Origin of the sequence: Flavobacterium difficile (assembly GCF_011392115.1) — a bacterium.
Classification (GTDB): Bacteria; Bacteroidota; Bacteroidia; order Flavobacteriales; family Flavobacteriaceae; genus Flavobacterium; species Flavobacterium difficile.
The window spans coordinates 37,371-60,552 of sequence record NZ_JAAJBT010000001.1 but is presented as its reverse complement, the minus strand read 5'-3'; the positions used below and the strand labels follow the sequence as shown (position 1 = coordinate 60,552).

Genomic DNA, 23,182 nt, shown 5'->3' with positions numbered 1-23,182 from the left:
ATTACATGAAACACTTACTTTTTTTTATCATTATTTTTTGTACAAGTTGTAAAACTTTAGAGAAAAACAATTATGATAATTGGTACTATTTAGATTTTCAAAAAGACAAAATCCCGGGTATTTCTTTAAATAAATGGTATGCAGAAATTAAAGATAAAAAAGTAAAACAAAAAGAAATTATTGTTGCTGTACTTGATACTCAAATAGACATTTCTCATGAAGATTTAAAAGACCAATTATGGATAAACAAAAAAGAAATTCCTGATAATTATATTGATGATGATAAAAATGGATTTATAGATGATATAAATGGTTGGAATTTTTTAGGAACTAAAAGTAGTAACTATATTGTCTGGACAAACTTTGAATATATCAGATTTATAAGAAAGTGGAAATCAAGTTTTGAAAATAAAACAGAATCTGAAATTGATTCTAAAAACTTGAAGAATTTTAAAATTTATAATTGGTCAAAAAAAATGCAAGAATATTATCTTAATTTTTACAAAACTAAAATTAACACTTTTAGCTTTATATCTAAGATGTACCCTAGAGCTAAAGACACATTAAAACATTACTTCCCTAACGAAAATTATAGTATTATACAATTAGACAGTATGTATGAAAGATATAAACTAAATGACAAAACTTTTAAACAACGTATGTTTGATTTAGATGACGATTTTGGTGCTTTAATAGAATATACTTCAATTGCACATTCATACAATATTAAATCTGTTTATGAAATAAAAAACAAAATTATACAATTTGACTCTATCATAAATAAAAATTTAAATTTAGATTATAACGAAAGAGTTTATATTGATGAAAATAATCAAAAATTTGATAACAATTATGGCACCAATAAACTAAATATGAATATAAAAAACATTAGAAGTTTAAATTATCATAGTACGAAAGTTTCTGGTATAATTGCATCAAATAGAAACAATAAAAGAGGAACAAAAGGTTTTTCGAATCAAATTAAAATAATGCCACTAGTAATTTCAGCTTCTGGAGATGAACATGACAAAGATATAGCTAATGCAATTTATTATGCTGTAGATAATGGGGCTAAAGTTATTAATATGTCTTTTGGTAAAGAAATCACATTAGAAAAAGAATGGGTAAATGACGCCATTAAGTACGCAGAAAAAAATAATGTATTAATAATACATGCTGCAGGTAACGAAGCTTTAAACACTGATAAATTCCAAGATTATCCTGATGACTATGACTTTGAAAAAAAAGAAGAAATATGTAATAACTTTATTTCAGTAGGATCTATTTCCGAAAAAACAGATAGTTTATTTGCATCAACATTTTCAAACTATGGAAAAGTAAACGTTGATATTTTTGCTCCTGGTGAAAATATTTACACTTGTATTCCAAACAATAAATACGAATTGGACAGTGGTACTTCACTAGCCGCACCAATGGTCTCTGGAACTGCTGCACTCATTTGGTTGTATTACCCTAAACTAACTGCTAAACAAGTAAAAGATATCATCTTAGAATCAAGTGTAAAATATGATTTAGATGTTATTGTTCCTGGAACTACAGATAAAAAAGTAAAATTTTCTGAACTATCAAAATCAGGTGGTGTACTTAATGCATACAACGCCATGCTATTAGCCGAAAAAGTAAGTAAACAGAATCAAAATGAAACCAAACTCAATTAACTGTTTCGATACTTTTGTTTTGCGAACACCATTATATCCTATTCATTTTTATACCAATTTGCTTAATGAATATTCAACAGAAAAATTATTAAATGCATACAGAGAAAAATTTGTTAAAGAAGCCATACAAATTGCTTCTCCTGAACTAATATCACAATTTGATAAACTCATTAAGAATCCAGAAGGTTTTTCAACTAATAAAAAAATTAAACTAGAACTAGCCTTGTTAAAATATATTGCAAGGCTTTCTTCTAGAGCTACTCCATTCGGAATTTTTGCTGGTTGCACTACTGGTAAACTAACTAACACAACAACTATTGCGCTTGATGCAATTGAAAAACATGAAGTTTATACGCAATTTGACATGCAGTATTGGATCAACTTACTTCAAGATATTTCTAAGAAAAAAGAAATTCTAAAGGAATTAGTTTACTATCCAAATTCTTCTCTTTATAAAATCGCTAATTTTTACAGATATATAGAATACCAACACGTAAATAAAAAAAGAGAACATAAATTATCTTCTTTTAAAAGTAATGAAATTTTAGAAACTATTATAAATGCTACAAAATTAGGACTTCATTTCAACGAGATACTGAATTTAATTATCAAAGATGAAACCGAAATAAGTGAAGCAGAAGAATTCTTATTAGAACTAATTGATAATCAAATTTTGGTAAACGAAATTGATGCCTGTGTAACTGGAGATTTAGAAAGTAAAAGAGTAATGACAATTCTCGATAAAATTTCAAACTTTACTGTAGAATATGGAATTCTTGAAGAAATATCATCTCAAATAGAAAAAAGATGTTTAATTACAAATTCTGCAACTACTTTCCTTAATGTAAAAAATTTAATTGAAAAATTTGAGACTCCTTTTGAGGAAAAATATATTCTTCAAACAGATTTGTATAAAAAAACAAAAACTTCAACTTTAAATAAAAACATAAGTAATAAAGTAACGAAAGCTTTAAAATTTTTAAGTAAAATTAGAAAAAATAGAGAAAACAGTAATTTAACAGAATTTAAAAAAACCTTTCAAAGAAGATACGAAACCAGAGAAATGCCTCTTTCAATTGTATTAGATTCAGAATTAGGAATTGGTTATCTGCAAAATAATTACTCAAATGACTCACATCCCATATTAGACTCATTTTCTTTTCAAAACATTAATGACACAATTATTTTGTCGGAAAATTGGACGAAAATTGACTATATTTTAGAAAAAAAATTAAAAAAAGCAATTTCAAATTCAGATAGTGAAATAATTTTAACAGAAAAAGATTTCGATTTTAACGAAAGTGAAATACAAAATATTCCAGATACTTTTTCCGTGCTTATTGAAGTTATCTTAGAAAATGAAAATGAAATCATTTCGATAGAATCTTCCGGAAATTATAGCGCCGCAAAACTAATTGGAAGATTTTGTAATGGAGATGAAGCGATTCATAATTTAGCAAAAGAAATTGTTCAAAAAGAAACAACGCTTAATTCAAATAAAATTTTAGCTGAAATTGTTCATCTACCTCAGTCAAGAACCGGAAACATTTTACGTAGACCAAACTTAAGAACATACGAAATTCCGTATTTAGCAAATAGTCTGGTAGCAAAAAAAAATCAAATAAATAGTGAAGATTTGTATTTAAGTATAAAAAACAACGCTGTTGTTTTAACATCAAAAGCATTTCAAAAAGAAATTATTCCATGTTTATCAAATGCTCATAATTATTCCCATAACTCAATTCCTGTTTATCATTTTCTATCGGATTTACAAGGACAAACCAAACAGTTACTCCCGAGTTTCAGTTGGGGCATTTTAGAAAATCATTACAATTATTTTCCGAGAGTTTCTTATTCAAACGTTATCATATCCAAAGCAAAATGGATTATTGAGTACAAAGAAGTAGAACGTTTTACAAAAATTAACGATATAAAAAAGGCTTTTCCTGATTTTATAACATGGAAAAACAACAAAAAAATGCCGAAATATGTCAACATAGTAAACGGCGACAATACTCTTTTAATTGACATAGAACTTGAAATTGGTTTCACAATTTTTTTAAACTCTATCAAACCAAAATCTAAAATTATTCTAGAAGAATTTTTATTCGCAAATAATTCTCCTGTGAAAGATGTTGACAATAATTCTTTCGCAAATCAATTTATATTATCTTTTTATCAATCAAAAAATGAGTAGAATATTAAGTTTAGGCAGTGAATGGATTTATTTTAAATTATATTCTGGCTATAAAACAGCAGATATCATTCTTCTTAACTTTCTGAAAGAAAAAATTGAAGAATTACTTACCCAAAAAATAATAAAAAAATGGTTTTTTATAAGATATAATGACACCGACAGTCATTTAAGAATTCGTTTCCAGCTTCTTAATTCAGATGATGTTTCTTATGTTATTAAAGAATTACATCCCATTTTTAATGAATTATTAGCAATTAATTTTGTTTGGAAAATTCAAAGCGACACGTATTTAAGAGAAATTGAACGCTATGGTTTGGAAACTATGGAAGATTCTGAACAACTTTTTTATTTTGATAGTAAAATGATAATGAACTATTTAAACATAAAAAATAATTTTAAAAACGAAACTGTTCAACTTCTCTTTAGTTTACTTGCTATCGATTCATTTTTAAATAGTTTTTCTTTATCAATTGATGAAAAATTTATTTTACTTTACGATATGCAACAAAGCTTTAAAAATGAGTTTAAGGCTACTAAAGTTTTGAGAAGTGAGCTTGATATTCATTATAGAAGTTTAGAATGTGACATTTTAGATTCTTTTAGTAAAAATTTAAACTCCAATTTACATGCACTTTATACAACAATATATGAAAAAGAAATACAAATAAAACCAATTGCTGAGACCTTGAAAAAGAAACTTCAAATTAACATGAATTCCTTTTTATCAAGCCATATTCATATGATGATAAATCGGCAATTCACCTCTCGTCAAAGACAATACGAAACTGTAATTTATGACCATTTATACCGTTATTATAAAACTTGCCGCTTCAGCAAAAAAACAACTTCAAGCTTAAAATTAGAAGAAATTGAAAGCTAATACTTAGTTTTTTCACTAATACCTTCATAAAAAAAGAACGATAAGTGTTGTACCTATCGTTCTTTGAAAATTATATTTAAATTTAAAATTTAATTAATTCCGTGATCTTTCATTACTTTATTTAAGTTTTTAACTAACGCAAACATTAAAAGTGTAGCAAATAATAACAATCCGAAATTTACCCAAAAGAAATTGGCTTTATCTTCATAAGTATCCCACATACTCGCTAAAACTCCCGATAATTTATTTCCAATGGAAGTTGCCAAAAACCATCCACCCATCATTAAAGCTGTAATGTTTTTTGGAGATAGTTTGGAAACAATAGACAATCCCATCGGACTTAAAAAGAGCTCCCCGATTGTAATTACACCATAATTCGCAACTAACCACCAAACAGATACTTTTTCGGTTCCATTATTTCCAATATGAACAGCGGCTACCATTACTAAAACAGATAAAGCAGAAATTAATAATCCAAAGGCAATTTTAGTTGGTGTGGTAGGTTCTTTCTTTCTACTTCTCAAATAAGTAAAAAAAGCGACAACTAGTGGAGTTAAAATAATTACCCAACCCGGATTTATAGATTGACTGATACTAGTAGCCCAAACCGAAATGGTTTCGCCTTCTTTAGGTAAAGTTTCTTTTGCAGAGTTTCTAAAATAAACAGGATAATCTATAACTTTTTTAACTTCACCATTTTCTTTTTGAAGTCGGAAACTGGAATCGTATAATTCTGTAGAATCTTTAGAATATTTTACTTCTTTAGATTGTACTAATTTTTTAAATACTTGTTCAGTTGTACCGGTAACTTGTCTATCTGTATATCTATCTGCCCAAGTTGTTAACGCCGAACCATTTAATTTAAAGACAGCCCAAAATAATATAACTACGGCAAAAATGGAAAGCAACGCTCCAATTGGTTTTTTCTCTTCAGTTTTCGCTTTAAAATATAAACTTCCATAAAAATATACTACCGGAATACAAGCAAATATAAACGCATCAGTACTATCTGAACCAAAAATTGCACTATCTAAATTTACATCAGAAGCTACGCCTTTTAATAACCAACCAATAATTCCAAATATTACCGAAGGAACTAAAATGTAAAGAACGATTTTAGAAAAAGGCATATCTCCTTCTTGAATTCCTTTTTTATCTGTTTTATTTCCGTAATGTTTGGTTCCTAATAAAAATACAAGTACTCCAATAAACATTCCTAAACCAGCGGCCATAAAGGCATATTGCCAACCTAATAAAATTTGCAATGCAGCACCAAAAAAGTTACAAATGAACGCACCTACATTAATTCCCATATAGAAAATATTATAGCCTTCATCTTTCTTAGCCAAATATTTTTCTTCATTATAAAAGTTACCTAATAAAGTTGAAATATTAGGCTTAAAAAATCCATTTCCAATGATAACAAGAGTCATCGCAACATATAGCATCGGTAAATTATGAATTCCCATCATAAAATATCCGGCACCCATCATTATTCCACCTAGTACAATAGATTTTTTATATCCTAAATATCTATCTGCCACTAAACCTCCAATAAAAGGAGTAAGAAAAACTAATGCAATGAAAGTTCCATATAAATCAGCGGCTTCCTTTTCTGTCATGGCAAAGCCTGATTTTACATCTTTAAGATATAGCGTAAAAATTCCAATCATTAGATAATAACCGAAACGTTCCCACATTTCAGACAAGAACAAGTAAGGCAATGCTTTTGGGTGTGACTTCCACATAATATTTTTGATTTATTAATTATAAAAAAAAGCCCCGATTACTTCGAGGCTTGAAAGATATAAAAATATTTTGATTTGTGCTACTTATACTCCGTTCATCATTTTTTGTAATCGTGGAGAAATAATAGCTAAAATAACTGCAGCTATTCCACATAATATTACAAATACCATAAAAAACTCGAATAAATTTTGGATACTAAAACCTGCAAAAGTTTTATGTTCGCATTTAATAAGTTCTTCAGATTTGATTTTGTTTAAATCTTCATCTGAAGGGTACTTTAATTTTGATAAATCTGTTTTGAATGTCTCTTTTGATTTTGATTCTTTTTGTTTACTTTCAAAATCTTTTTTCTGATTTTCAATAATTTTTGCGTTTTCAGACATTATTTTTTTCATGCTTTTTTGGAAAACTTTATCCTCTCCAAAACTTGTTTCAACAACATTTGCTTGAGCTAATAAAAACAATTCTTTGGAAGTAGGTTCGTACGTTTTATCTAATACTTTTTGCAGATCAATACTTTGTTCGGCTGCTGCTAAAAATTTGTCGCCTGTAGCAGGCATGATAGCACCCAAAGAACCAGCTAATGCATAACCTGCTGCATTTGCAATAAAAAATACGCCATATAATAAAGAAGCAAATCGTTTTGGAGCTAATTTACCAACTAATGACAAACCAATTGGCGATAAACATAATTCACCCATAGTTTGAATAAAATATAATAAGACTAACCACTTGATCGCTAATAATCCAGAATTCCCTAAATCTTTCACATTATAAGCAATAATTAAATAACTTATTGCGATTAACGCTAATCCCATGGCTTGCTTCATTGGAGATACTGGTTCTTTATCTTTGGCTCTTAATTTATCCCACATTAAACTAAAAGGCACAGCTAAAATTACAACGAAAAGGCCGTTAAAAATTTGAACCATTGAAGCTGGCATTTCCCAACCAAACAAGAAAGTTCTATCTGTTTGATTAGAAGCGATAAAGGTTAATGAAGATCCTGCTTGTTCAAAAGCAGCCCAAAAGAAAATAATAAAAAAAGAAACAATGTATATTACCCAAATTCTTTCTCTTTCAATTTTATTTTCTGCAGAACTCATAATTAAGAAAGCTAGTGAAATTCCTGCAGCATAGATAATTGGATAGATAATCCCTTTTACTAAAGTTCCTATTTCAAAATTACTAAATCCAATTTCAGAAACTAACAAATATCTGAAAGTAAAAAATAAAATCACAAACAATACTGCTGCAATACCAATGGATTTGCTTGAAAATTTAGCTTGTTCTTCTACTTCTCCATTTGCACTATTTTTATTTGGTTTAGCGCCAATTGGAAGTCCTTCTGGAGAAATAACATATTTATCTTTTAAAAAGAAAAACACTAAAGTTCCAAGAACCATTGCAACACCCGCCATTAAATATCCCCATTTGAATACTGTTGGATCTTGAACACCATTTACTTTTACGTCAGCAAAAAGCGGTACAAAATACTGACTAAGTAACGCGCCAATATTAATTCCCATGTAAAAGATTGTAAAGGCCGAATCTAATTTACTTTTCTCTTGAGGTGGATACAAACTTCCAACCATTGATGAAATATTTGGTTTAAAAAAACCGTTTCCAAAAATAATTACAAACAATCCTAACCAGAACATTCCTTTAGAAAAATCTAAGTTACTATCATAAATAGTAGCACTGTAAAATAAGGAAAATTGCCCTATAGCCATAAGAATACCACCTAACATGATACAACTTCTATTTCCTAAATATTTATCAGAGATAAAACCACCTAAAAGAGGTGTTAGATAACAAAGGGCTAAAAAACCTCCGTATATAATTGATGCATTTGATTCTCCTAACATTAAGGCATTTACCATGAATAATGTTAAAATTGCTCGCATTCCGTAGAAATTGAAACGCTCCCACATTTCTGTTCCAAATAATACCCAAAGTCCTTTTGGATGTCCTTGTTTAACTGTTTCGCTCATTTGTTTTTAATTTATTTGTAATATTGGTTAGTTTATAGTTTTTCTAAAATAAAGTTAGTCATTTTGGTATATAACTGTAAGCGTGTTTTACCACCTGAAATTCCGTGGTTTTTATCTGGATAAATAGCCCAATCGAACTGTTTGTTGGCTTGTACTAAAGCTTCAACCATTTTCATAGTGTTTTGAACGTGTACATTATCATCTGCTGTCCCATGAACTAATAAAAAGTTTCCTTTTAATTTATTTACGTGTGTAATTGGCGAATTGTTATCATACCCACTTGCATTTTCTTTTGGTGTTTGCATGTATCTTTCTGTATAAATACTGTCGTAATACCTCCAAGAAGTAACTGGTGCAACTGCTATGGCTGATTTAAAAACATCTGCACCTTGAAAAATACAATTAGAAGCCATAAATCCACCATAAGACCAACCAAAAATTCCGATTCTTGATTTGTCAACATAAGTGTATTTTCCAAAAACTTTTGCAGCATCAATTTGATCTTCTACTTCATATTTCCCTAATTCTTTTTGTGTACATTTTTTAAATTCTGCACCTTTAAAACCTGTTCCTCTTCCGTCTACACATGCAACTATATAGCCTTTTTGTGCTAACATCATAAACCAATAATCATTAATCCCATTCCAAGTATTGGCTACTTGTTGTGAACCTGGACCAGAATATTGAAACATAAATACTGGATATTTTTTTGTAGGATCAAAATCTTTAGGCTTAATCATCCAAGTATTTAAAACATGTCCTTTTTCAGTGGTGATAGTTGAGAATTCTTTTGGAGATACATTGTACTTAGCTAACTTTTCCTCTACCGCTTCGTTAGATTGAATTTTCTTAATTTCTTTTGAAGTTTTAGAATCATTTAAAGAATAATATGGCGCTGAAGTTGCACTAGAATAAGTATTGATAAAATATTGGAAGTTCGGACTAAAAGTAGCATTATTAGTTCCTGTTTTTACTGATAATCTTTTTTTAGATTTTCCATCAATTGAAATTGAATAAACATCTCTATTAATTGAACCATTTTCAACCGACTGGTAATAAATTGTTTTGTTTTTTTCGTCGAAACCGTAATAGGCAGTAACTTCCCATTTTCCTTTTGTAATTTGATTTTTCAGCTTTCCAGATTTATCATAATGATAAATGTGATTGAAACCGTCTTTTTCAGAAGTCCAAATAAAACTGTTATCTTTTAAGAATGTTAAGTTATCCGTAACATCAACATAAGCCTTGTCTTTTTCGTTTAAAACGACTTTTTTAGCTCCAGAATTCCCATCTATAAATAACAAATCTAAATTATCTTGATGGCGATTTAACACTTGAGCACTTAAAACATTCGCGTCATTTGTCCATTTTAATCTTGCGATATAAAAATCACTATACGTACTTAAATCTATTTTTTGAGTTTTAGAGGAAGTTACCTCGTAAATATGCAAAGAAACCTCAGCATTTTTTTCACCAGCTTTTGGATATTTGAAAACAGTTTGTGTGGGATAATCACCTTTCAAATACATGTCCATTGAAAATTCTGGAACATGGGTTTCATCAAAACGGATGTAACCTATTTTGGTACTGTTTGCGTTCCAATCGAAAGCACGAACAAAAGCAAACTCCTCTTCATAAACCCAATCTGTAATACCATTAATTACGAAATTTTTCTTTCCATCAGTAGTAATTTGAGTTTCCTTATTGGTTAGAAAATCGAAAACATATAAATTGTTTTCAAAAGCATAAGCCACTTTTGTGCCATCAGGTGAAAAAGTAGGTTCTTGAATGGCTTTCTCAGTAAATTTTGATAATTTTTTTGAAGCAATATCAAAAACAAAGTAATTCGCTGTAAATGAACGTCTAAAAATCTGACTGGAATTGGTAGCAATTAAAATCTTTTTTTCTGCATGGTCAAACGTATAGCTATCAATTGACTCTAAAACTTTAAAATCTTTAGTATCAATTAAAGTTGCTGTCTTAGTTAATGTAGCATAATCATACAAATCTATCTGTTGGGTTCGAGCAGCTCGATCTGTATTTAAAATCGTATATTGATTGGAATTTTTCATGGCATTTAATTCATTCATGCCTTTGGTTCTGAAAGCGCCGCTCCAGATTTCTTCTAAAGTTAGTTTTTCTTGTGCAACTACTGATATAGAAGTTGTTAGTAAAAGTACAGCTACTAATATTCTTTTTTTCATGTATTTTGATTGTAATTAACCCCCAATTTTAGTGAAAATTTACGACATATCCATAAAAAAGACTCATATTTTGAATTTTAACATTTTTTTTATACATTTATCAGTTCAACACTCACAAAACTAAATGACCCAATTTTATAAATATATTCTTCACCTGTTTTTAATTTTTCTGGTACAATTTACTGTGGCCCAAGAATTTAAATTTGATGTCATAAACCACGAAAAAGGTTTGTTCTCATCAAGTGTCAATAAAATTTATAAAGACAGCAGAGGTTTACTATGGGTAGGTGGCGATGGGGCTGGATTATTTAGTTATAATGGTAATGAATTTAAAAACTATAACAAAATAAATAAACATGAAAATTTATTTATTAAAGACATCATTGAAAACGACAAAAAACAGCTTGTTTTATCCTCGGATTTTGTTGGAATTTTATTTTTCGAAGGGTCAAAATTCATAAAAGTTACAAGATTAACCAGGACTGACACTGAAACTCCAACACATATTGCAAAGTTTTCTAAAACAAAAAAAGGAATAGTTGGATTTAGCACGCTCAACATTTACTTCATTGATAAAAACAACATAGTTACACAAAAGAAAGACTTAAAAAAACTATCAATTTCTGAAATAACTGCAGCAGAAACTATCAATGAGAACACGATTTTATTAGCCACAAATGTAGGTTTATTTCGATACGATATTCAAAAAAACAGCATTCATCGTGTTACTGAATTTAAAAATCAGGTTACTATATGTAAAGGATTACAAAACACAGTTTTAGTGGCTGACCTTGAAGGAAACATTTTCAAAACCACTTTTAAATCGAACATTTTACATCAAAAAAAATTGATGGCTACCATAAAATCTAAAAATGGTGGCGTTTTTGGAATTACAAACATTTTACAAAATTTAAATGGAAATATTTGGTTTACAGGAAACAAAGAAACCGGTATAGGCATTTTATATGACGAAAATAATTATACTGTTTTAGACCAAAAAAACGGTGTGCCATCCGCAGAATATTTATGCATTTTATCTGATAATGGTATTGTAAATATTGGGACCGATTATTTAGGTTTTTTTCAATTTGGCAAACAAAGCTTTATTAAGTATAATGCTACACCTGAATTAAATAGTCCTTACTTATTTAATATAATCGATGTAAAAGACAAACTTTACATTGTAGCTGACAAAAAAGGAATTCTTGAATTTGACAATTCTAACCTAACCGACTTAGAATATAACAAAACAATTCCTACTACTGAACGAATTGCTGAACTATACAAAAATAACGAAAACACACTTTTTACAGCCTCTAAAAGCGGAATTTCGGCCTATGACGGAAAAAAATTAAATGTAAAATTTAACCAACCAACTAATTGCATTTATCAAGACCCCACAAGTAAAAATTACATAATTGGTACACCGGGTAAAGGTATTTATGTTTTAGATGAATCCTTTAAAATTACTGATCAATACATTAATAAGAAATCAAATATTGTTTACATTTATTCGATACAACCCTATCAAAAAAATCAATATTTAATTGCTACAAATACAGGTGTTATTTTATTTGAATACAGAAACAAAAAATTAAATTATGTAAAATTAATTACTGATAAATTTACTTTTTTAAAATGTAAAGACCAATACGGCACTTTTTGGTATTCGTCTGAAAACTCAATAATTTCAATTAACAACAGACTTGAGGTTAAAAGTTTTTCAACAACAGACGGCTTGTCTTCTACTCTAATTTATAGTTTAAATTCATTTAAAGAATATTTATATGTAGGCTCTAATAAAGGAATCGATAAAATTGAAATCACTAAAAATGGTGCCATTAATAAAATCGAAGCATTAAATAATACCAACGGTTTTGATGGTTTAGAAACCAACTTCAATTCTGGTTATGTAGACAAATATGGTAATGTATATTTTGGAACCATCAAAGGTTTATACAAATACATCACTTATGTTTATCCTAAAAACAACAACAAAAACAATTTAAAAATAACGTCTTTATCTGTATTTAACGACGAATATATTAAAGACAACTATTGGTTTAATGTGCCAAAACAAAATTATCAGTTTGAAAGCAATCAGAATTTTTTAACCTTTAAAATAGGCCAATCTACTAGTGAAGTTAATAAAAAAATACACTACTCCTACAAATTAGAAAACTACAATAAACAGTGGAGCCAACCACAATCTGACAATGAAATTTCTTTCAACAATTTATCTCCTGGCTACTACATCTTAAAAATTAGAGAAGCCGATTTATTTTCTAACCATTTAGGCGTTATTTCAACGTATTCGTTTTCTATAAAAGAACCTTTTTATGCTACTTGGTGGTTTTTTTCCATATTAGCACTTATTTTCGGTGGAATATTAAATTTCGCATTTCAGAAATCATTAAAATTTAATAAAGAATATGTAAAATCACTTTCAGATAACAACTTTATTGAGTACAAAAGAAACTATTTATTATATTATGGAATAATTGTAATTGTAACAGGTGCTTTCTATTTTTTACTAAAAATCTTAAATGAAAACGAACTTATAACCCGAATACTTTTTGGTTCTTCCTGCTTAATCATGTATTTTTTATCTAATTACAGTATAGTACTTAAAAATTTAAAATACATTTTTATAAGTTACTTTGTTTTACTTACAGCTATCTGTTTCCAAAAACTTTCATTAAACTCTATTCCAACCTATGTAACTATAGAATTTTTAATGATTTTATTTTTTGCCTATAATGTATTTGATAAATTTAAAACATACATTATTTTTTCAACACTAATTTTATTTGCACTATTTGTCTTATTCTTTAAAATTAAAACGAATAGAGACATATTTTTAATTCTAATTATTGCTAATGTAATCATCTTAATTATTAACTTTTCTCGACGCTCTTACTTATTAAATGCTAATGAAAAACTCATCTTTACCAACAACATCATTAACCAATCTAACACGATAACATTGGCATGTGATAGTTTGGGAAATGTAAAGTTTTGTAGTGACTCCATTACCAAAATATTAGGGTTTTCACCACAAGAAGTTTTAGATAAAAGATTCTGGCTATTAACAGGTGACGCAGAGTTTAAAGATATAGATTACAATCAAATTTTTAAACCAAATGCGGTTTATGTTAGAAAAGTGAAAACGAAATCTGGCGAAACAAAATACATTCAATGGAGCGATTCAAAATATAGTGATAACCTTTTTATTGCTTCTGGTTATGATGTAACCGAGAAAGTAGAAGTTGAAAAACAATACCAAAATTTAATTCAAAACGCATCAGATGTAGTTTACGAAACGAATGTGGAAGGCTATTTTACATATGTAAATCCGTATGGTTTAAATTTATTGGGGTATGAAGCATCAGACGTTGGAAAATATCATTTCTCTGAAATAATTGATCCTAGCTATAAAAAAGAACTTTACAATATCTATTTAACAATAAACCAAGATAAAAACGAATTTGATAATGTACAATTTCCTGTTTTATCTAAAACCAATAAATTAATATGGTTGTCTCAAAAAGTTCGAATTAAAAGAAACGACCAAAATGAAATTACAGGTTTCTCTGCCATTGCACGTGACATTACTAAAGAAAAAGAACTCGAAATTAAAAACAACCTCAAGAAAGAACGAATTGAAGAGTTTAACAAAACACTTAACGTCTTAACGTCAAAAAAATTCAAAGACGAGCAATCTATCGAAAATATTATTTTAGAAATTTTTGAGGAAACTTACAAAACAATTCGTGTAGACACCTTAAGCTTCTGGAAAAATTATGAAGATAAAATTGAGCTACAATGTATTTTCAATAATGACAATATCACTCCAAAAGATAAATTTACATTCTATAAAAAGGATTCTGTAGAATACTTCCAAGCTATTGAAGAGCAAAATTATATTGAAATCAATTCATTTGAAAAATTTCCGGAAGAATCATTTTTTGTTAAAGAATATGTTAAAACATTTAACGTTAAATCATTATTAGATTTCCCTATTTATTTACAAGGTACTTTACAAGGTATTTTTTGCATGGAAACCACTAAAAACGAGTACCATTGGGACGAAGATGAAATTAATTTTGCCAGAACAATTTCAGATATAGTTGCCATTTCTATAGAATCATTTAACAGAAAAGCTCTAGAAAAACAAGCTATTTACAAAAGCGAAATTTTATTAGAAGTTGCCAAATTTACAGAACAGCTTTTAGCTAGTAATGACATCTTACAAGTATTTAAAAATGCCAATAGTTTTATTGGAGATGTAATTAAGGCAGACCGTTTTTATTATTATGAAAATGATGAAAACAATTTACTTAGTCATAAGTTTGAATGGATAGCCAAAGGCAATACTTTTGCCATAGACGATCCAGAATATCAATTGGTTCCACATTCTTATTATCCAGAATTTATTGATGTTATTTTAGCTAACAAACCCTACAAAGCTTTGTGGTCTAAAATAGAAAAAAATGGTGTAATGTATAATTTCTTCAAGGAAAACAATATTAAATCTAAACTTATCATTCCTATTTTTAGAGATGATACTTTAATTGGATTAATTGGCTTTGATGATATGAAAAATGAGAGAGATTGGACAGAAGAAGAAGTGCATACTTTACAAATTTTAGCCAATAACATATCGTCTACAATCATAAAAATTAAAAATGAAAAAATTCTTAAAGAAAGTGAAGAAAAATTTAAGCTTTTAGCCAATAATATTCCCGCTACAGTATATCTAATTAAAGAAGACGAATCGAGAAATATTGTATTTATTAACGACGAAATTGAAGTTTTAACTGGCTATTCTAAACAAGAAATTTTAAATACTAATTTCCATATTTATAATTTATATCATCCAGAAGATAAAAAAAATGCAATAAAAATTATTCAAAAGGCATTAAAAGAAAAAAAACCCTACAAAGTATCTTGTAGAATTATCAGAAAAGATGGCGGAATTGTTTGGATTGAAGAATATGGTGAAGGGATTCTTAAAGACGGGAAAGTAGAATATTTAGAAGGCGTATTAATTGATATTACAGAAAGGAAACAAGCTGAAAAAGCTGTAATCGAAAAAGAATTAGCCGAATCATCCAATAAATCTAAATCGGAATTTTTGGCCAATATGAGTCATGAAATCCGAACACCTTTAAACGGAATTATCGGATTTAGTCAACTTCTTTTGAACACCGATATAGACATGCTGCAAAAAGAATATTTACTTACAGTTAACCAATCTGCTGAATCATTGTTAGATATTGTTAACGATATTTTAGATATTTCGAAAATTGAAGCTGGAAAACTAGCATTAGATTTAAAGAAAAACAAATTATATCCAATTGTTTATCAGGCCATAGATTTAATTAGATTTAATGCCAATGTGAAAAATATTGAACTAATAGTTGACATTAAAAATAATGTGCCTTGCGATATTATTGTAGATGACATCAGACTGAAACAAATTTTAATCAACCTTTTAAGTAATGCCGTAAAATTTACGCATGAAGGACAAATTGAATTAATCATATCCAATCAAGGTCAAATTAATGATAAAACCAAACTAAAATTTGAAATTATAGACACGGGAATTGGAATAAAACATGAAAATACCGATAAAATTTTAGATGCCTTTTCACAAGAAGATTCTTCAACTACCAGAAATTATGGCGGAACTGGTTTAGGGCTTTCAATTACCAACAGATTATTAGATTTAATGGGTTCTAAATTAAAAATTGAAAGCAAAATTAATCAAGGAAGTAATTTTAACTTCGAAATAGCCGTGGAAGCTAAATTTTGTAAATCGCACAATAAAACAGAAAACATCAGCATTCAAAATGCCATAATAATTGATAAAAATGAAAAAGCCGGAACTGTATTAAACGATTTATTAATCAACTATAACATAAACAGTAACTATTTTTCAAATTATCAAGAATTGCTATTAACTGAAAATGACGCACTTTTTGTAGACTATCATTCAATATCTGAGGTGCAGTGGCAAAACATTCTTCAAGCACAAAAAACAAACAACTTCTATTTATACATTTTACAGCCTATAATTTCAACCAATGTTGAAAATGTATTAAATGAAAAAATTAAAATTTTATTAAAACCTTTTAAAATAGATGCTTTACAAAAAGAATTAAACAATTTAAAAACAACTAACATACCAGAGCCCATACTTCGAGAAAGAAACAACCATCTTGAAAACGAAAATACCATAAAAGTTTTAGTGGTTGAAGACAACAAAGTAAACATGCTTTTAACAAAAACACTGTTACTAAAACAGTTTAAAAATGCTGTGGTTATTGAAGCCGAAAATGGTGAAAATGCTATTGAAAAATTCAAACAACATAAGCCTCACATTGTATTAATGGACATACAAATGCCAATAAAAAATGGCTATGAAGCTGCGGAAGAAATTTTACAAATAGATCCTAAAGCTATTATAATCGCATTAACAGCAGGAATATTTACAGGAGAAAGAGAGAAATGTATTGAGATTGGAATGGTAGATTTTGTGGTAAAACCTCTAAACAAAGAAATTTTTGATACCAAACTTTTAAAATGGATTAAAACACTTTAAACCTAACTTTTACTACCTTTGCTAATCAATTCGTAACAAATGACTGAAAATAAAATAGGTTTTTCAAAACTAACAAAAGAAGAAAAAATTAATTGGATTGCCAATCAATATTTTGCCAACCCAAAAGAAGCAATTTCTGTTTTAAATCAATATCAAAATTCAAATGAAGCACTGCAAAAACTTCACGACGAATTTATTGAAAACACACTGACTAATTTTTATTTGCCTTTAGGTGTAGCACCCAACTTCAACATAAATGGTAAAAATTTTACAATTCCATTTGCTGTTGAAGAAAGTTCTGTTGTAGCAGCTGCCAGTAAAGCCGCTAAGTTTTGGGGCGCTCGTGGCGGATTTAAAACTACAATTTTAGGAACCGAAAAAATCGGGCAAGTGCATTTTCTATATGAAGGCGATAAACAAAAATTAAAAGAATATTTTAACTTCATACAACCTGTATTACTTACTGAAACGGAAGAAATTACCAAAAACATGCAAAAACGTGGCGGCGGTATTTCTAAGATAGAATTAATTGACAAAACAGAAATATTAGAAAATTACTACCAATTACATGCTACTTTTGAAACAAAAGATAGCATGGGTGCTAATTTTATCAATTCGTGTTTAGAACAATTTGCTAAAACTTTTAAAAACAACTCAGAAAATTTCGGTTTACCTTCCATTCAAATTATCATGAGTATTTTAAGCAATTTTGTACCAAATTGCGTAGTTAGAGCAGAAGTTTCTTGTCCAGTATCTGAATTAAATGAAGATGCGAACATTACATCAAGTGAATTTGCAGAGAAGTTTGTAACGGCTGTTAAAATAGCTGAAGTAGAACCTTTTAGAGCAGTAACGCACAACAAAGGCATCATGAACGGAATCGACGCAGTTGTTTTAGCAACTGGTAACGATTTCAGAGCTATTGAAGCTGGCGTTCATGCCTTCGCAAGTAAAGATGGAAAATACACCAGTTTATCCCATGCTAAAATTGAAAACGGCATATTTACTTTTTGGCTAGATGTACCGTTAGCATTAGGAACAGTGGGCGGATTAACCAATTTACATCCATTAGTGAAATTTTCTCTGGAAATGTTAGGCAATCCATCTGCTACTGAACTAATGGAAATTGTTGCCGTTGCAGGTTTAGCACAAAATTTCGCCGCTTTACGTTCATTAACTACATCTGGAATTCAACAAGGACATATGAAAATGCACCTTAATAATATTTTAAACCAACACCAAGCCACAAAAGAAGAAAAACGACTAGCTATTGCACATTTTGAAAATCAAACGGCTTCACATAATTTAGTAGTGGATTTTTTGGAGAACTTAAGAGCCAAGTGAAAAGTAAAAAGAACCAAGTGAAAAAAACATTCTACTCTAACGGAAAACTGCTAATTACAGGAGAATATTTGGTTTTAAATGGTGCCAAAGCTTTAGCATTGCCAACAAAATTCGGACAAACTTTAACGGTTTCATCTTTAGAAGAAAAAAAAATAATTTGGACAAGTTTTGATGCGGATAAAAGTATCTGGTTTGAAACGGAATTAACTTTCGAAGACATCCTTTTACAAAAAAACTTTGAAGAAGAACACCCAATCAAACACACGCTTGTTGAAATTTTACACCAAGCAAATCTTCAAAATCCAAGTTTTTTAACAACTCAAACAGGTTATAAAATTGAAACCGAATTAACTTTTCCAAGAAATTGGGGTTTAGGGACTTCCTCTACACTAATCAATAATATTGCACAATGGTTACAAATTGACGCTTTCGAGTTACTAAGAAAAAGTTTCGGCGGAAGCGGTTATGATATTGCATGTGCACAACATGATACAGCTATTATGTATCAGTTAAATGAAAATGAAAAACCAGTTGTGCATGTCGTAAACTTTAATCCAACCTATAAAAATGCTATTTACTTTGTGTATTTGAATAAAAAACAAAACAGCAGACATGCCATTCAAAACTACATGAATAAACAACAATTTTTATCTCAAAAAAAAGCATCAATATCAGAAATTTCAAACCAAATTTTACTTTCTAAAGATTTCGAAACTACTAAAAATTTAATTGAACATCATGAAATTATTCTGAGTGATATTCTTGAAACACAAACTACGAAAGAACGTTTATTTTCCGATTTTAAAGGTACAATTAAAAGCTTAGGTGCTTGGGGCGGCGATTTTGTAATGGTACTTTCAGAAGAAAACCCTACCGATTATTTCAAATCAAAAGGCTATCAAACAATTTTACCGTATCAAGAAATGATAATGGATCACCCAATCTGATGCTAATTTTAAAATAAAAAAAATGCAAACAATAGAAGAAATTCAAAATTTTAAAGGCAAATATCCCAAACAATTGTGGTATTTATTTTTCTCAGAAATGTGGGAAAGATTTAGTTTTTATGGAATGCGTGGCATGTTGTATTTCTACATGGTACACCATTTATTAATGGATAAAGAGACTGCAAATTTACAATATGGCGCTACACAAGCCTGGGTATATGCTTTTACGTTTATTGGAGGTTTGTTTGCAGATAAAATTTTCGGGTTTAGAAAATCGCTTTTTTGGGGTGGCTTATTAATGATTCTTGGAAGTGTCATTTTAGCTGTAAATCCAAAAACTTTTTTCTTTGTCGGTGTTAGTTTTACAATTGTTGGAACCGGTTTTTTTAAACCAAATATTTCATCAATGGTTGGAAAACTATATAGAGAATGCGACACAAGAACAGATGCCGGTTTTTCATTATTTTATGCAGGTGTAAATCTTGGTGCATTAATTGGCGGATATTTATGTATCGCTATCGGAAAAAATCAAATATTTACAACATTAATTCCAAATCATTTAAAATGGAATGTTGCGTTTGGTTTGGCTGCAGTTGTAATGATAATTAGTCTTTTAACTTTCCTTCAAACCCAAAAAAGTTTAGGAGAAATTGGCCTTTCACCACTATTACATCTTAGTGCGTCTAAAAGAAAGCTATATGAATGGTTAACTTATCTAGGATCAATTCTCATTGTTCCAATCATTATTGCAATGGTTTCTAATACTGTTTACACGGATTATTTCATGTATGCCATTGGTCCAATTTCTATTATTTATTTAGCTTATGAAATGAGAGGATTTTCTGTAGCAGAAAATAAAAAATTAATTGCTGCAGTAATTTTTATGTTATTCTCTATTGTCTTTTGGGCATTTTTCGAACAAAGCGGCGGTTCATTAAGTGATTTCGCAGCAGAAAATTTAAACCAAACAGTTTTAGGTATACAACTCGATCCGAATGGGGTGAATAACTCGGCAAATTCTTTCTTTGTAATCGCTTTTGCTGCTCTAATAGGAATGGTATGGCTATGGATGGCAAAAAGAAAAATTGAACCTAACACTATTGTTAAATTCGGAATCGCTTTCTTGTTTTTAGCTGGTGGCTTTTGGATTTTCTATTACACTAAATTTTTTGCGGATGCGTCAGGAAAAACTTCATTAGATGTATTTACTTTTGGATGGTTTATCATCACTTTTGGAGAATTATGCTTGTCCCCAATAGGAATGAGTGCTATGACAAAATTATCACCTCAAAAAACTCAGGCAGTAATTATGGGAATGTGGTTTTTAGCAAGTGCTTATGGTCAATATTTTGCTGGAATTTTAGGTGCTGGAATTGCTAGCGCATCTGAAAATGCCACGAACATACAAAAACTAAATACCTATGCTGATGGTTATTATCAATTGGCCATTTATGCTTTAATTGCTGGAGTCATTTTAATAATTATATCGCCTTTGATAAAAAAATTAATGCAAGATGTTAAGTAACTTACTTTTTTAGGCATAATAATTGAATATATTTGTAACATAATTTAATGAAAAATAAAATGAAAAAAATAATTTTAATATTCACATTCCTATTAAGTGGATTTATAGCACAAGCACAAGAGTTAAATTGGCATACCGATATGGCAAAAGCAACAGAACAGGCTTTAAAAGAAAACAAACCTTTAATGTTATTTTTCACAGGTTCAGATTGGTGCGGTTGGTGTATTAAACTTCAAAAAGATGTTTTAAAAACCACGGAATTTGCCAATTGGGCGACACAAAATGTTATATTAGTAGAATTAGATTTTCCTAGAAGTAAACCTCAAGATGCTGTATTGAAATCACAAAACCAGCAATTGGCTCAAACTTTCGGAATTCAAGGTTACCCTACAGTTTGGTTTGTAAAACCTGTAAAAGGCGATGACAATAAAGTGAATTTATCCGGTTTAGGTTCATTAGGGTATGACAAATCTGCCGTAAATTGGATTACTAATGCCAATACTTTTCTAGCGAAGTAAAAAAACAAATTACAATTTACATTCCCTTTTTTAAATTTTTAGAAAAGGGAATTTTATTTTACACCAGTCTATAAAATTATAACTTTACCTACAATTACATAAAATATCATTTTTTGGTGTTTTTTTTAACATTTAATCTGTAAAATTTGTTTTTTATAGATTATTTATTAATTTTTAATGTTTTTTATTATTAATATGATAATTATTTTTTAGTTTAGTCCTTATTAACTAACCAAAAAATAATAATATTTGTATGAAAAAAATTTTAAAACCATTGTGTATTGCGATCCTTACCTTTTCGGTAATGTCATGTAATAACGAAAAAAACGAACAAATTGTTGAAAATCCACAACAGAAAATTACCGAGCCTTCTAGTTTAGAGGGGAAAATTATTCCAAACCAATATATCGTTGTCTTAAAAGACGAGGTAATAAAATCAGCTCGAGCACGATTCGAATGGAAAGCGAACTCAACTAGAGAATCAAAAGCACAAGAAATGGAAGCGCTAAACCTAATTGTTGAAGGTGAATTAAACAATTGGCTAGCGAAAAATAATATCCCATCAACAGCTGTAGTATTTAAGCATAAAACTACTTTTGTTGGCTTTACAGTAAATTTAGCACCTGATGCTTTTAATACACTTAAAAGAAACCCAAGTATCAACTTTATTGAATGTGATAGAATTGAAGAAATTCCAACTTTTCAAGTAGAAGAATCGAAAACTGGTAATGCAACAGAAGCTGTATTAGCTCAAACTACTCCTTGCGGAATTACCAATGCAGGTGGAGCAGCAACCACTGTTAGTACAGATCGATGGGTTTGGGTAATCGATTCGGGTATTGATTTAGATCATCCAGATTTAAACGTGATTACAAACACAACCTATGCCAAAACTTTTGCCACAGGAACTACTACTCCTGATGATGAAAACGGGCATGGAACGCACGTGGCTGGTACTATTGGAGCAAAAAACAACACTATTGGAGTAATTGGAGTTGCACCTAATGCACCTGTCGTTCCAGTTAGAGTTTTCGGAGCAACTGGCGGAAGTTCAACATCTGTAATTATTAATGGAATTAACCATGTAGCAACTTATGATGCTCCCGGCGATGTAGTAAATATGAGTTTAGGTGGTTATTTTGGTAGCAACTGCGCTACAAATTCATCTTATAAATCAGCAGTGACTTCATTAGCTGTAACTTCTAAAATTGCTATTGCAGCTGGAAATGATGCTGCAAGTTCGACTTTATATCAACCAGGATGTTTAAATGGAACTAATATATATACGGTAGCTTCAATGACATGTTCTAAAACATTTAGTAGTTCTTTTTCTAATTTTGGAACTTCAACTGTAGATTGGATTGCGACAGGTTCTAGTGTTTATAGCACATACAAAAATGGCGGATATGCAACACTATCAGGAACAAGTATGGCTACACCACACGTTGCAGGTATAATGCAAGTTAGAAATGCAGCACCAGCTCAAAATGGTAGCGTAACTTACAACGGAGCTACGTACAAAATAGCAGTAAGATAAT

The 23,182-nt window shown here is 29.5% G+C and carries 12 protein-coding genes; 9 read left to right on the top strand and 3 right to left on the bottom strand.

The genetic code is table 11. The features are described from left to right. The first annotated feature begins 5 nt into the window (after nt 1-5). From G4D72_RS00195 to G4D72_RS00185, 3 genes are read left to right on the top strand one after another with little or no spacing between them, the layout of a single operon-like run. Nucleotides 6-1,679, top strand: a complete 1,674-nt coding sequence (locus tag G4D72_RS00195) for a S8 family serine peptidase (RefSeq protein ID WP_166075561.1) — start codon at nt 6-8, stop codon at nt 1,677-1,679. Continuing rightward, the gene (locus G4D72_RS00190) at nt 1,660-3,876 is read left to right on the top strand and encodes a lantibiotic dehydratase family protein (RefSeq protein ID WP_166075560.1); all 2,217 of its coding nucleotides are present in this window, start codon (nt 1,660-1,662) and stop codon (nt 3,874-3,876) included. The genes G4D72_RS00195 and G4D72_RS00190 overlap by 20 nt, the downstream gene beginning before the upstream one ends. Further along, nucleotides 3,869-4,756: a thiopeptide-type bacteriocin biosynthesis protein gene (locus G4D72_RS00185; protein WP_166075559.1), complete on the top strand. Its 888-nt coding sequence runs from the start codon at nt 3,869-3,871 to the stop codon at nt 4,754-4,756. The genes G4D72_RS00190 and G4D72_RS00185 overlap by 8 nt, the downstream gene beginning before the upstream one ends. 89 nt (nt 4,757-4,845) lie before the next feature. On the opposite strand, the gene G4D72_RS00180 is transcribed toward G4D72_RS00185, so the two are convergent. The 3 genes from G4D72_RS00180 to G4D72_RS00170 all read right to left on the bottom strand — a co-directional run bounded on the left by G4D72_RS00180 (nt 4,846) and on the right by G4D72_RS00170 (nt 10,703). Further along, nucleotides 4,846-6,504, bottom strand: a complete 1,659-nt coding sequence (locus G4D72_RS00180) for a peptide MFS transporter (protein ID WP_166075558.1) — start codon at nt 6,502-6,504, stop codon at nt 4,846-4,848. Nucleotides 6,505-6,588: 84 nt separating this feature from the next. Further along, on the bottom strand, nt 6,589-8,499 hold the full coding sequence (locus G4D72_RS00175) for a peptide MFS transporter (protein WP_235922414.1): 1,911 nt from the start codon (nt 8,497-8,499) through the stop codon (nt 6,589-6,591). A 32-nt stretch (nt 8,500-8,531) separates the two neighbouring features. Next, nucleotides 8,532-10,703 carry a S9 family peptidase gene (locus G4D72_RS00170; protein ID WP_166075557.1) on the bottom strand — a complete coding sequence of 724 codons (2,172 nt, stop codon included), beginning with the start codon at nt 10,701-10,703 and terminating at the stop codon, nt 8,532-8,534. Nucleotides 10,704-10,887: 184 nt separating this feature from the next. Here G4D72_RS00170 and G4D72_RS00165 point away from each other — a divergent pair, with 184 nt between their 5' ends. The 6 genes from G4D72_RS00165 (at nt 10,888) to G4D72_RS00140 (ending at nt 23,181) form a co-directional block, all read left to right on the top strand. Then, nucleotides 10,888-17,310: a PAS domain S-box protein gene (locus G4D72_RS00165; RefSeq protein ID WP_166075556.1), complete on the top strand. Its 6,423-nt coding sequence runs from the start codon at nt 10,888-10,890 to the stop codon at nt 17,308-17,310. A gap of 39 nt (nt 17,311-17,349) precedes the next feature. Then, nucleotides 17,350-18,654 (top strand): hydroxymethylglutaryl-CoA reductase, degradative, encoded by a 1,305-nt coding sequence (locus G4D72_RS00160; RefSeq protein ID WP_166075554.1) that lies wholly within the window; start codon nt 17,350-17,352, stop codon nt 18,652-18,654. A gap of 17 nt (nt 18,655-18,671) precedes the next feature. Beyond that, a complete protein-coding gene (locus G4D72_RS00155) occupies nt 18,672-19,601 on the top strand; it encodes a GYDIA family GHMP kinase (protein WP_166075553.1) in 930 nt (309 codons plus the stop codon). A gap of 22 nt (nt 19,602-19,623) precedes the next feature. Continuing rightward, nucleotides 19,624-21,126, top strand: coding sequence for a peptide MFS transporter (locus tag G4D72_RS00150; protein WP_166075552.1), 1,503 nt, complete (start codon nt 19,624-19,626; stop codon nt 21,124-21,126). Nucleotides 21,127-21,185: 59 nt separating this feature from the next. After that, nucleotides 21,186-21,644: a thioredoxin family protein gene (locus G4D72_RS00145; protein ID WP_166075551.1), complete on the top strand. Its 459-nt coding sequence runs from the start codon at nt 21,186-21,188 to the stop codon at nt 21,642-21,644. Between the two features lie 253 nt (nt 21,645-21,897). After that, nucleotides 21,898-23,181: a S8 family peptidase gene (locus tag G4D72_RS00140; protein ID WP_166075550.1), complete on the top strand. Its 1,284-nt coding sequence runs from the start codon at nt 21,898-21,900 to the stop codon at nt 23,179-23,181. Nucleotide 23,182: the final 1 nt, after the last annotated feature.